General features: G+C 36.8%; 10 protein-coding genes. 6 read left to right on the top strand and 4 right to left on the bottom strand.

What is annotated here, in order from left to right; all coding sequences use genetic code 11:
* Positions 1 to 457: 457 nt before the first annotated feature.
* The 4 genes from KHS79_RS26020 (at position 458) to KHS79_RS24430 (ending at position 7185) form a co-directional block, all read left to right on the top strand.
* Entirely contained in the window at positions 458 to 3022 is a 2565-nt protein-coding gene (locus tag KHS79_RS26020; protein ID WP_233468576.1) for a glycosyl hydrolase family 18 protein, read from the top strand.
* Positions 3023 to 3182: 160 nt separating this feature from the next.
* Positions 3183 to 4799, top strand: coding sequence for a glycosyl hydrolase family 18 protein (locus KHS79_RS24440; protein ID WP_212722794.1), 1617 nt, complete (start codon positions 3183 to 3185; stop codon positions 4797 to 4799).
* Between the two features lie 389 nt (positions 4800 to 5188).
* A complete protein-coding gene (locus KHS79_RS24435) occupies positions 5189 to 6319 on the top strand; it encodes a hypothetical protein (RefSeq protein WP_212722793.1) in 1131 nt (376 codons plus the stop codon).
* 74 nt (positions 6320 to 6393) lie between these two features.
* Positions 6394 to 7185, top strand: a complete 792-nt coding sequence (locus KHS79_RS24430) for a crotonase/enoyl-CoA hydratase family protein (protein WP_094789072.1) — start codon at positions 6394 to 6396, stop codon at positions 7183 to 7185.
* 12 nt (positions 7186 to 7197) lie between these two features.
* On the opposite strand, the gene KHS79_RS24425 is transcribed toward KHS79_RS24430, so the two are convergent.
* A complete protein-coding gene (locus KHS79_RS24425) occupies positions 7198 to 8067 on the bottom strand; it encodes a YjjW family glycine radical enzyme activase (protein ID WP_212722792.1) in 870 nt (289 codons plus the stop codon).
* Between the two features lie 297 nt (positions 8068 to 8364).
* The gene (locus KHS79_RS24420) at positions 8365 to 9894 is read right to left on the bottom strand and encodes a YjjI family glycine radical enzyme (RefSeq protein ID WP_212722791.1); all 1530 of its coding nucleotides are present in this window, start codon (positions 9892 to 9894) and stop codon (positions 8365 to 8367) included.
* 210 nt (positions 9895 to 10104) lie between these two features.
* Here KHS79_RS24420 and KHS79_RS24415 point away from each other — a divergent pair, with 210 nt between their 5' ends.
* Positions 10105 to 10731, top strand: coding sequence for a hypothetical protein (locus tag KHS79_RS24415; protein ID WP_212722790.1), 627 nt, complete (start codon positions 10105 to 10107; stop codon positions 10729 to 10731).
* A 66-nt stretch (positions 10732 to 10797) separates the two neighbouring features.
* Here KHS79_RS24415 and KHS79_RS24410 read toward each other — a convergent pair whose 3' ends face one another.
* Positions 10798 to 11181 (bottom strand): hypothetical protein, encoded by a 384-nt coding sequence (locus tag KHS79_RS24410; RefSeq protein ID WP_094789068.1) that lies wholly within the window; start codon positions 11179 to 11181, stop codon positions 10798 to 10800.
* Positions 11182 to 11945: 764 nt separating this feature from the next.
* On the opposite strand from KHS79_RS24410, the gene KHS79_RS24405 reads away from it, so the two are divergent.
* Positions 11946 to 12230, top strand: a complete 285-nt coding sequence (locus KHS79_RS24405) for a transposase (RefSeq protein WP_212722789.1) — start codon at positions 11946 to 11948, stop codon at positions 12228 to 12230.
* 288 nt (positions 12231 to 12518) lie between these two features.
* Here KHS79_RS24405 and KHS79_RS24400 read toward each other — a convergent pair whose 3' ends face one another.
* Positions 12519 to 13826 carry a hypothetical protein gene (locus KHS79_RS24400; RefSeq protein ID WP_212722788.1) on the bottom strand — a complete coding sequence of 436 codons (1308 nt, stop codon included), beginning with the start codon at positions 13824 to 13826 and terminating at the stop codon, positions 12519 to 12521.
* Positions 13827 to 14007: the final 181 nt, after the last annotated feature.

Raw genomic sequence — 14007 nt, 5'->3', positions numbered from 1 at the left:
AGCCATAATGTACAATAGTTAGTTTCTAGTCTACGCTATATGTTCAACCTAAAAATTAAAATTACCTAATTTAGTATTTTTTTCACACTTTACTTCAGCTATAAATTACTCGTTAAGAGTATATAACCAAAAAAGATTATATCATTAGCCTATACTAAACAATTCGCATATATACCTAATAGTAGCAATAACACTCACTAAAGACGTATGAGTCATATTATATTATTGACAATAAATCTTTAATAGGTATTACTTGCATTGTGTTTTTTTGATCAATTACTTAATTCGCTTCGCGAATTATTGGTTCACTTTAGTCATTTTAGAGGTAACTGAGCCAAATAATGACCGAAAAGATTAAAATATAAATTAACAACTATTTCTAAAAATAAATAATTCACTACCACATCTTATGTGGGTCGTATTTTATTGCCTATATCATGCATCAAGGAGAGAATATATGTACTCCATGCAATTCAAGCACAAATATGCAAACACATTTATTGCAAGTCTTGCCTTAAGTATAAGTTGTTCTAGTTTTTCAAGTACAACTCCATTAAGTAATAACTCAGATAATATCTATTCAAGCCCTGATAAAGTAGTTGGTACATACTTTGTTGAGTGGGGAGTTTATGGTAGAAACTTCCACGTTAAAGATATTCCAGCTAACAAATTAACGCATATCCTTTATGGATTCATTGCAGTTTGTGGTCCCAATGAATCGTTAAAAAAAGAAAATCCTCAAGGTTATAGTGCACTCAAACGTGAATGTGCTGATCAACCAGATTATACTGTTTCAATTCACGATCGCTTTGCTGCCCTTGAAAAAAGTTATCCCGGTGATAAGTGGGACGATCCTATTCGTGGTAATTTTGGCCAGCTTATAAAATTAAAAAAAGATAATCCACATTTAACAATATTACCTTCAATTGGCGGATGGACATTGTCAGATCCATTTTATTATCTGGCTAAAGATCCTCAAAAAAGAGCAACCTTTGTTCAGTCTGCTATTGAGTTTTTAAAAACATACACTTTTTTTGATGGGATCGATATAGACTGGGAGTTTCCAGGTATTCCGGGAGCAAACCCAGATCTTGGTTCCCCTGAAGATAAAGCCGCTTTTACCACTTTAATGCGAGAGCTTAGAGAAGCATTAGATGTACTGAGCCAAGAAACAGGTAAATCATATCAATTAACCGCTGCTACTAGCGCAGGTCCAGCGAAAATTAATAACATAGATTATTCTCAAGTTAGCTCTTATGTTGATTACATTTTTGCAATGACTTATGACTTCTATGGTGCTTGGGATAGTGTTCTAGGTCACCATACTGGACTTTATGCTGCAGCTCATGAAAAAATACCTGAATTTAACGCTCATGATGGTATACAAAACATTTTAGAAGCTGGACTACCAGCCTCAAAGCTTGTACTAGGTGCAGCAATGTATGGCAGAGGTTGGACTGGTATACAAGGTGGGCAAACCAGCTACCCTTGGGATGGTACTAACGGTAAACCAATTAAAGGTTCATGGCAGCCAGGTGTCATAGACTATAAACATATAGTGAACAAATATCTTGGCGGTACCAACGGCCAAGGTATAAATGGTTTTAAATACTACTATGACAATACAGCTCAAGCACCCTATGTATGGAACCCTGCTAAAGGTGAGCTTATTACATACGACAACCCACGCTCAGTTCAAGCTAAAGGTCAATATGTATTAACAAACAACCTAGCAGGAATGTTTACTTGGGAAATTGATGCCGATAACGGCGACATTCTGAATGCTATCCATAATGGCATGAAAACGAGTACCAGAATCAGTCGTAATAAACGCTCATTAACCACTATAGAACCTGTAATTGATGCACCAAATACGAATCAAGATAAGCACTATACGATCCCTCTGAGTAAGCTCATCGAACGAGAAAAAGAGCTAACTAATACCCCCCTTATGCAGGAGGTAAAGGCAAGCATAACCACACTTGATAATGCACAAGTAGAAAAAATTAAACCGACAGATGTTAATAATCCAAATAATGTAAAACGGGTAGAATCAATCATTTCTCAAGATGATTGGGAGTTCCTTTTCCCTGAAAGAGCGAAGGAATATACCTACACAAACTTTTTGAAAGCTATTGGAAAGTTTCCCGCCTTTTGTGGTGACTATGACGATGGTAGAAATGCTGAAATTATTTGTCGAAAGTCATTAGCAACCATGTTTGCACACTTCACTCAAGAAACAGGTGGACATAATCCTCATATGGATGTGCCGGAATGGCGGCAAGGATTACACTATGTAAGAGAAATGGGGTGGAATGAAAATATGAAAGGAGGCTATAACACTGAGTGTAGCCCCAATACTTGGCAAGGAAAAGCATGGCCATGTGGTAAGTTTTCAAGTGGTGAGTACAAAAGTTACTTTGGTCGAGGAGCTAAACAACTTAGCTATAACTATAATTACGGTCCTTTTTCAGAAGTGATGTTTGGTACTACGCGTACTTTGCTCGATAACCCTGAAAAAGTAGCAGATACCTGGTTAAACTTAGCAAGTGCCGTATTTTTCTATGTTTACCCTCAACCTCCAAAACCAAGCATGTTTCATGTCATTAATGGAACCTGGCAACCCAATGATCACGATAAAGCTGGAAGCTTAGTTCCTGGCTTTGGTGCTACCACACAAATTATAAATGGTGGCGTTGAGTGTGGTGCTCCCACAGAGCATCGACAATCAATTAATCGCATCAACTACTATAAACAGTTTAGTCAGTACTTAGAGGTACCTGTTCCTGAAGATGAAGTATTAGGCTGTGCCAATATGAAACGCTTTGATACTCAAGGTAGCGGGGCTTTGAACATCTACTGGGAACAAGACTGGCGCTGGGAACCCAACACGCCAAGTGGAAAAAGCTATGAGTGTAAACTTGTAAATTACCAAACATCATTTAGTGCATTTAAAGAGGGTGATTACATCAAATGTGTAAAACATTTCTTTGATGATGCGATCATAGATGAAAGCAAATAATCTTTAATTCAAAATAAATACGAAGGAGAGCTCCACCTCTCCTTCCATGCTTAATAATATTTCGTTTAAGTCTATATATTTAAAAAGACGTTACATATTCCTGCCTAGATCATTTTATAACTATCATTCTTATCAGTACTTATAACTTATGGAAAAGCAAATGTTACCAATACAAATAAATAAACGGTATCCTTACAAACTGCTTACTGGCATTACGATAAGTATATCTTTAGCCTGTTTAGCAAACGTGGGCATGGCTCAAGAGATCAACACATTTAATACTTCAGTTTATACAAATACTGAGTTTACCCTCATAAAAACTTGGCAAAATGATAAAGTATATAACCGAGGCGACAAAGTTCACCACAATAATATTTTATATGTTGCTAAATGGTGGACTCAAGGTGAAGAACCCAAAGCATCTCCGACGGGTCCTTGGGAACGCTTGGATAATAACGATGATGAAGTACCTGGCAATCCTGAACCTGGTACTACAACACCTGATACAGGATCCTCTGGCCCTGATCAATACCGCGTAGTAGGCTATTATATGCTCGGGCCTGACGAAATTAATAAATACCCCAGTGTTGATTTCCCAGTCAGTAATATTACTCCAGAAAAATCAAACATGTTGACACATATTAACTTTGCTTTCATTGGAATTAATGAGGAAGGTCAATGTGATTTATTAGAAGGGACCAATCAAACCAAAGCCGCTGATGTTTTTAAACAGTTAAATACACTAAAACAATATAACCCGAAATTAAAACTTATGTTCTCCGTGGGTGGGTGGGCATTTTCCAATGATGCCAGTCCGACAGTGAATAGGTTTAGACAAGCTGCTGCTTCAGATGCTGCTCGAAAACGAATGGTTAGTTCATGTATACAATTAATGAAAAAATATAATTTTAACGGTATTGATTTAGACTGGGAGTATCCTCGTAAATCTGACACTCAAAATTTTATTGCTTTATTAAGGGAATTTAGACAGCAAATTAGTCTGCATGAATTGCAAGACGCAGCTGACTATCAGCTCACTATTGCTGGAGCCGGTGGAGCGTTCTTCTTATCACGTTACTATGCAAATTTAGAAGAAGTAGTAGCACCACTGGATTTTATCAACCTTATGACCTATGACTTTAATGGTCCATGGCAAGGAGTTACTAAAACTAACTTTCACGCTCACCTTTTTGGGGGCAAAGATGAACCTAAGTATTATAATGCTTTACGTGAAGTAATCTTTAACCCACCCAAGACTTGGGAAGAAATCAAAAATTTATTTCCAAGTCCGTTTGCATTAACCACTGATGCCGCCATTCACCAACACCTTATAATGAATATTCCAAAGGATAAGATTGTTATGGGTGTTCCATTTTATGGTAGAGCCTTCAAAGAAGTCGGCAGTGCAAATAACGGATTATATCAACCCTTTAATACCCCTGGTGGTGATCCATATGTAGGTGATCCTACCTGGCTTATTGGCTGTGAAAAATGTATCGAGCGGAATGAACCTCGTATTGCTACATATGCTGATATTAAGAAAATGCTTGCAGGAAGTTTTGGCTACCAACGTTTTTTTCATTCTGAAACAAAAGCACCATGGTTATATAATGCCAATCATAACTTATTCGTAACATATGATGATGCCGAGTCATTGACCATAAAGGCTGACTATATAAAAAACAACCAGCTAGGTGGTGTTATGTTCTGGCATTTAGGCCAAGATGATACTGACGGTACTTTGCTTAGAACGCTACATAACTCATTAAATAAATAATAAAATGGCTTAACTTATAACTCAATACGAAAGGTTTTTAAGTGCGGCCATCGAGTGACGAAGCCCCATGAGCCTATATTAATAGGTGATTGGGGTGAGGAGTGAAGATAACAAAACCTAGAAATCATTCGTGAAGGGTATACCTTGCTTTTTTTAGGTCAACTCATTAGTTGCTTATTACTTATGAACGACTAGAAGTTCATGACTCAAAATCCACATCCAAAGCCTATTTCTATTAATATCAATTATCAAAATACAACGTTATTTCAGCAAACTCTCTTGATTCAACACAATATATATTACCCTCTATAAATAATAATAAACACAGTAGAAAAAACCTATATGTTTTTAGGGATGGTTATCTGCTCGTAATAAGGAGAAGTTAAATCATGAATATTAATAGTATCAAATATAATGCACTCGCAATTATTTTTTTGCTATTCTCGCTTAATTGCTTTAGTGCACAGTCAATCGTGCTGAATAATGTAGCTAATACGCTCTATGAAGCCGTTAATAGCATGGAGGATCATGAATTATATGAAAAAATGAAGAAGCATTATCAAACATTGCGTTTATTAGATAATAATGATCAATGGGCAACAGAAAGACTAAGCTTAGTTTCAGATCAACTTTTACCCAGCACAATCAACAACCAAAATGCTATAGAATTTATCAACCAAACAGTTTACAGCCTGAATAAAAATGAGTATTTATTAAACTTCTTCGAAAAGGCTAAAAGCCACACTTTTAATGATCTTATCAATAAATCAAGCCATAATCGCTCTCAGCACCTAGCTGATGTTATTGCTTATGCCCTTGTCCAACAATATCTAACTACCGCTATGTATGACGACTGGCGTATTATTGAGGATTGTAAAACAATTTGGTCAAAAACACGTGATGAAACTGACTTTTATGATCATATGGGGCTTTTCGCAAAAGTAAAACTAGTTTCAGTCGAATATCCTATTAGTAGAATTATCTCCTTCCATAAAGAGAATAATGTTCCAGAGTATTTTACTAAGTTATTACTTCCACTCAATATTATCGAAGCAGTAGCAGTCGATACTAATAATGGGTTTCTAGATAACGCAATAGCAGGGTTAGTCTTAGCCGCTAATAATCCTGGTGACCTACCAAGTCGCTTTAATGATAATCACAAATCTATTCTTATTAGTATGCCTTTACCTGAAAAGTGGGCTGACCTGTACAGTGTTTGGAATCTAGCGTTTGTTTCTCATTATGAGTATTTTCCTTACACTATGGTAAAACTCGTTATTCCAAAAGTAAGTGATTATCATGACCAGCCAGACGAATACATCTACAACCGTGCATTGGCATTATACACACACTTACACTTTACATATCTAGGAAGTGCTGACCGAGCAATCACAGGAGAAACGTTATTCGATTGGAGTGACAAAGAGTTCACTAAACTATTTGGAGAAGTTAATCGCGCAAGTGCTTATGATTATGAAAAAGCTGTGATTAAGTATAAAATCTCCGGCTCAGAAGAATAAGTGTATAGCCTCTACAATTGGGGAATCCTAATCGTTGCAGGTTAATTTCAGGTAAAACGCTAAGGAGTCAAGCAATGGGCTGTATAAAATATGAGAAAGAAGGTCCTCTTGCTAAAGTAGGTCTTAATCGGCCTGAAAAATACAATGGAATCAATATGGCTATGTTTAATGAGCTCATAGCTACAGTTGAAGAAATTGCGGCAGATAAGTCGATTCGAGCAGTACTTTTATATGGAGAAGGTAAAGGGTTCTGTGCAGGATTAGACTTTACAGAAGTTATCAAACAGCCACAAAACATACCTTACCTGATGAACTTTTCAGATGATAAAATTGCGAATAAAGCCCAGCAAGTTGGCTATGCCTGGACAGAACTGCCAGTACCGGTTATAGCGGTATTACACGGGCCTGTTTTTGGTGGTGGCTTCCAGATTGCAATGGGGGCAGATATCAGAGTAGCCTCACCTTGCGCAGTATTATCTATTATGGAGATCAAATGGGGATTAATCCCTGACATGTCAATTACGACAACACTTCCTTATGTAACGTCTTTAGATGTTATTAAAGAGCTAATGTGGACTGGTCGAAAAGTACCCGCTGAAGAAGCTAAGGAACTTGGTTTAGTGACCCACATTGACGAAAATGCTATGGAAAGAGGATTATTCTTAGCTGAGCAAATTTGTCAGCAATCGCCTGATGCTATTTCGCAAAGCAAACGGATGATAAATGAAGCTATTCAGTTAAGACACGCAGAACGTTTACGACTTGAGGCTGAATTACAAACTAAGGTACTGGGTAAATCCAATCAATTAGAAGCTATGCAATCAAACTTTCAGAAACGAGCTGCAAACTATAAAGATCGTCAGTAATTTGTTAAACATTTAGAATAAAGGTTTGACTAACGAAATATTAGTCAAACCACGCTTGGATAGCTTTTCTGAAAACCTTTCTATATCTGCCAACGTAGCTGCTTTATATTGCGTATTATAAGGACTACGAACACCGTGCTGCTGAAAACCCATAAGTTTTAGATTTATACTTGCCTTAATCGATATCATAAAATTTACCAATTCACTAGCATCAGACAAAGTATCATTAAGCTGTGGAATCAATAAATAACGGATCTCATGTAATTTTTGTTGATCAACCAAATAATGAATAGTTGCCACTACATTTTTGTTTGATCTCCCTGTTATCAATTTATGTTCTGATTTATTTATCGATTTTAGGTCAATCATCGCCTTATCATAATGATTGTGCAATAATTTCCACTTTGAAATAGGTAAGCTTCCATTGCTATCAATATAAATTGATAAATGCTTTGTCTTTGGATCATCATGTAGCATTTCTGCTACTTCAATAATAAACTCATATTGAAGGGTAGATTCGCCACCAGAAAAGGTAACCCCACCAATAAAAGGCACCACTTTTAGTATCTGTTGTTTTATCTCACTAACTGAATAGTACCGAGAAGTTGGATTAGACGAGCGTGGGCAACGATCAATACACTTTTCACATTGTATGCAGTTTGTTGGATTATATACTAACTTATCATTCACAAGCTGCAAACATTGCTGCTCACACGCTTCAATGCATTCACCACAGTGATTACAATGACCAATGGTATGTGGATTATGACAGTTAATACAGTCAAAATTACAGCCTTGTAAAAAAATCACCATGCGGCTACCTGGGCCATCTACACAGCTAAATGGAATTATTTTACTAATCAAACCATCAATACTTTTCATAACAAACTTTTCTTTAACACACTATGTATACCCAAAACGAAGGGTTTTTATACCCCAAGGGCACAAGGGTGCAGCCGTTAAATGCTCCTCGGCAATAGCGCCTGCATTGCTCTACTATATGACATCCATGTCATTATACATAAACTGCCTTTCCACCATCCTTAGTGGTCAAGAGCGCTGACAACAAACCCTACAAATGTGTCGGGAACACATTAGAACAGCTTCGCTGGCCCGTTAGGGTGAGCGCTATGGATAGCGCACATAAAAATGATTCATGAAGGGTATAGTCCTGGCTTTTTATAGTGCTTTAACACACCGGTTAATAACTTTGCCATTATCAACTGCTTCACTGCCTAACACTGTGCTATTTAAGCGTGAGCCTTCTTTTTTATACTTCTCAATATCAGATCGTCTGACCATGTAACCCGTTATACGGACCAAATCTCGATTAGCTACATTTGCGGTAAACATTCTTAATCCTTGACGAATAGCCCCTTGGGATACCTCCAACAATGCTAAGGGGTTCCGTTCAATGGTTTCATCAATGTTAAAAATATCACTGATGCCTGCGGCAAAATACTGATGCATTGGTAAAACAGCAAGGATATGGGAGAGCGTTTCTGGTTCTTCTCCAGTTGTAATACGAGTACCTTCTGTCACACCGATATCTGAACTAATACCTGATTGCGCGTGAAAAAGCACTTGCTGATTTCTACAATAACGAACTTTTCTGGCTTGTATTAAGTCAGCATAGACACCTACAATCCGTTCACCTAACTTATTTGCGGCTTCATCATGCCCATAACGCCCTTCTGCATGCTTCAATTCCATCATACTATTCACAAGTTCGGCCAACCCAAAAATACCAAACATTGCAGTAAACCGATCAATAGAAATAAAACCTTCCTTAGCTAGAAAATGATTATCAAAAAATCCGGATTGCTCAACTAAATAATTTATCCTTGCTTCCAGTATTTCGAATAGTAAATCTGCACAACGTGGAGCTACATGCTGAATATAGCATTCTTCAATATCATTTTCGGTTGGGTACTCTTTTATAGCGAACTTAAAACTTTCTGCTAGATTCAAGCGAACCAATGAGAAAGCTCCACCACCCAAAGGCAATGAGTTATAGCAACTTGCAACACCATAACCTTCAGGGAAGTCTTTGCAGATTAATTGATGATTTGCAATATGTGGTTTATTACAATGAATAATACTGGTGATAGCCTCACTCAACAGTTCAATGCTAGTACTATTTTGGTAATCATATTTACACGTTAAATTTGGCGTAGCTTGCTGTAAGTCACGGTCTACTTTCAATATTACTTTAGCAACTCGGTTGTTTATTGGGCCAATGTTTGCGTGCATAAAAGCATCAGGTAATGTACGATCTAAATACTGCCAAAATAAACGCAGTTTTTTATACAGATAGTCCTCTGACATATCTTCTTTAATATAAGGCAATAGCAGCTGATCAATATCGCCTAAATAGACTGGAAACCCAGTCACTGAGGGTACATGATGATACATTATCATCAAAAACTGAATAGCTTCATCAAGGTCTGTCGGTGGTGCTAACTCAAGATACTCACACCCTTTGTTCAATGCTTCTCGATAATCCGGAAGTACATAACGAGGCTTGTAAGGTGCATGGCCTTCATGGAGATCACAGATCAAACCTGAGGTTAGTGCTTGTTGAGCTTCTAATGACACCTCAGGATAATCAAGGCTTTGATCTGCTAGTTGTGCTATCTGTGTCTGTTTTTGTGCAGGACTTAAGTGAGGATGATTGGCAATCGCTCTGACGTGTGATTGAAGGTCCACTGCGACTCTCCCCTCATTGGGTGATTAATAGTAATGATTAATGAACAGAAGTATACGCCTGTTTCATCCTCAGATTATTAACAAGCATCAATATACTCTTTGTAAAAACTATTGATCACTCCTTAACCTTTCACGTTCAATCGTTCACAAAAATTGACTTTAGAAAGTGCTAAAATGCTCTAATACTCTGTGCATATGAATCTTAACCTATTGAAATACTGGAAAATAATGAGCTTAGTCAGTTATACCTCATCACTTTTTTCTCTTAGCCCAACGATTAAGATTGATGAAGACTTAATAACGATCAAAGGCTCTAAAGCAATACACCTGCTCACTCTTTTTTTATTACTAGAGTCTGTGACCATTAATAGAAAGGCACGTAACGTAATTATTTCCCACCGTTTCTGCTATTTTTTCAAATCAAAAACTGTCATTGCATTTGATGAAATAGATTACCTAGATTACAGCTTTAGTGATTTTGCAACATGTTGGGGCATATCCCTTGATGAAGGCGGTATTTCAAAAACTGATACGATTGAAAAGTACACACTTTCAATTTCAACCAATCGAGGTGAAAAATACAAACTCTGCTCTTTTTCTGGTGAAGGCTCAAAAATGACAGGTCTGCTTGGCGTACTTACAGGTGATGACTTAATTGATTTCTCAGGAACTCAAGGCGAAGACTCTAGACAACTCGCCCTTGCCTTCTGTAAAATTTTTAATGTACCATTAGGCAAGCAGTTTGAGTTTTCTAACACGACTACTTGCCCTAATTGTAAAAGAAAAATATCTAATAAAATAAAATGCTGTTATTACTGTAGTGAAATTATTAAATGACTTTATGCATATCTAGTGCTTCAGAAGCTTCCTTCATAAAAAAACTTCACGCATATAATACAGTCATTATTGATTTTGACTACCTGACGGCATAACAATATAAAGAATTTTATTATAACCATCGCTAGCATTTGTGATTCTAAAATCTACTTTTTCACCACTTGAATATGCTTTAAAAATAGCAGATTGGAGACTGCTATCTTTATCATTAAAGTAAAGATAGTAATTTGCTCTCGTGTTAAAGCCTACTTCAACATTTCCACCACTGACTGTACAATTATTCTTATCTAGTATTACATACTGTTTCGTCTCGCTGCCATCGCTTTGGCTATTGATATAAAGACCACGTATTTTTGAGCTAATAATTGATGGATTACTATTATCTAAACAGCCTCCAAAAGCACTTCCTGTAAAGTATAGTAGTAATAATGACAGTGCTGCCCTTTTCATAATTATTTATCCCTTATTAGTTTTATACGAAAACACATAGAATTGTGATTATTTTATTCTCATTGGTCAAGCTGCGTTTTAATTGTAAATTCAATTTATTTTTGGTGTATACGAACATTCTAGGTTGAGCGTTAACAATAAATACTAATCTAGGCAGTTTGATTTTACATAAATCTTAATATCATGCCTTTATCTGATTACACTGCAGCCCTAGCCGAGATAAAAAAGTTAGGAATGGGCTCTTCTTCTGTTTACGATTAGTTTCGCCAAAACAAAGAACAAAACAAGAGCCACAATGTATTATCCAACTGATCTGACTGATAAATAATGGGCAGTGTTAACAACTTTACTTCCAAAGACGATGTGGCAAACAGGCAGTAGAAGCCATCCACCGGCTGAAAGACGAACAGTCATTGATGATACTTAATATTGTTAAAACAGACTACCAATGGCGGATACTGACCATAGAGTATGGTCGCTGGAAAATGGTTTATAACTACTTTAATTCTTGGAGCAAGCAAGGAAATTGAGAATGCATTGATAAAAAGTCCAGTCCTAGTGAAGGCTGTATTGACAGTCAAAGTGTTGAAAAATATACCCAAGGTATTCATGTTGGTTTTGATGATGGGAAAAAGGTGAAAGTCCGTAAGCGCTATCTCTTGGTTGATACACTCGGAATGATCATTTGTGTTGTAGTGACCTCTGCGGGGCTGGGTGAATGAGAAGGCTTAAAACGACTACTGAAGTGTTATGTCAAAAAAGGCATGAGTGGCCTGAAAAAAATTTGGTTAGATGGCGTTTATTCAAAGAATCCAGTGTTTGAATGGGTAAAAGGATACCATAAGGACACTCAAGGCATAATACTTGAGGTAGTTGAAAAGACGGGCAAAGAATTTAATGTTGTAAAAAAACGTTGGGTTGTTGAACGTACGTTTTCATCGCTAATCAACTATAGGCGTTACTCAAAAGACAATGAAGTTTTAACGAGAAATAGTGAAGCAATGATTCACATTGCCATGCTGCATATTTTAGCCAAGAGAATGGCTTAAGTTTTGATTTTTTAGACACGTTCTTAGAAGAGCTAGCTGAATTGACTGAGCAATTAGGCTCGAAGTAACACAATGTCTTTCAAAATCACAATAATGACTGAATCAGCTAGAATCGAAAAATGCAGTTTATCAAAGAACGTGGCTATAAATCTGGTTGAGCTAGTAAGAGTTTCAGCGATTACGTTAAATTTTGTATTTAAGGGTTTATGAATTCTTGACACTCCCTAATATCAGAAATGCCAAGACTTATTTATTCCTCAGAATAATTTTGTAACCAGACTACTTAAACTAAAAACTTGATGTTAAAATTGGTGTTTTTTCTGCCCGCAGTCCAAAAAGAGTGACAGTAGAATTAAAATTTATCCCTCCTCTACTTTTAACATAAAAGTCTGTTCTATCGCATCTATAGTTTGTGCTGGTATGTTTATGTACACCATTTCGATTATTTGATTCACGGTTGTAGCCAAGTGAACCTCTCCGCAAATCATGCATCGTTGTATTGCCACTAAAACAGATGTTAAATGTTCTGTGGTGTGTTTTTCCAGATTTAAATTTTTTACGATAGGTTGCAGTTTTTTCAACAGGAACCCATGCTGGAATTACATTACCGTTAATAGCTATAGCGCAAGCCTTATTTCCCACTCTACAATGCTGAGATGTTGGAGCAATACAGCTAGCCCACTTCTCGCTGTCGGAACAATTTCTGATATGGTTATTCACCGCATTTGTTGCTGATTCGCAGTACGATTGAATTAAATTTTGACCTTTAAATAGCATTTCATTCGCTCGACGGGCCATTGTTTGATAATGTGGGTTGCTTTTTGCTGAAAAAATTGAGCATCGATCTCTCAGTTCATCTTTAACTGCTAGCCACTTATTATAGGTAGATTTCGATGTACTAAAATCTTTAGTTGGATATTGAGGAAATTGGTATGGCGTGTAACTTACTAGCGTTGGTCGAGGTTTGTGGTTTGATGGATTAGAAACATGCTCTATAAATGCAACAAGTCCATTGATATCAGTGACAGCAACAGAAGAAGCTTTTGATATACCTACTGTCATTGTTTTAATTTCAAAGCGATAGGACTGGAAATCTCGGATAAGCTTACTTTTTTTACTTTGGCTTCCTGAAGCACCAAATACGCTTCCCAGACTGAGAGAGAGACTTGTATTTTTATTTTTAATCGTGGTTGATGTTTCATGATTCTGAATAACCGTAGCCGTAAAATATGCCTTAGAGCCATAAGTAATTGCGTTTACATACCCATCTCCACAATATGATCTAAAGTAATCCTGCCCTTTGTTGTAAGCACTTTTCGCCTGAGTTGTTAAATCATTAAAATCTATAGGAGAGTAAGCGAAATCAACATAAGAGCCTGCAAACATTCTACCAACAACACGATAGTTACTGGAAACCTTGCTTGTACCTTTCATTATTGAGTCTGTATGAGCACCTTCTCCTGCAAATGAACCATAGGTAAAGCTGCCACTGACACCATTTTGGGTATTCAAAGAACGATAAAGCTCTTCTCTTGATTTAGCTAAGTTGAATTCCCAGGAGATATTGCTGTCTGCTGAAACTCTATTTGTTCTCATATCGGTAGACGTTTTTGAAATACAACGAGTCGTCATTGGGGTTTCTCTAATTATTGGTACGGCCTGAAAACCTTAGACACTTTTTATGGTAAAAATGTAACTTAAACCATAAGAGGTAAATCATGGGTAAAGGTATCCGTTACTCAGGCGAATTTAAACAAGAAGCAGTCAACCAAGTCGT

It is taken from the genome of Zooshikella ganghwensis (assembly GCF_018263875.1).
Lineage (GTDB): Bacteria > Pseudomonadota > Gammaproteobacteria > Pseudomonadales > Zooshikellaceae > Zooshikella > Zooshikella ganghwensis.
Note: the sequence above shows the minus strand (reverse complement) of the source record. Positions and strands in the feature narration are given on the sequence as shown.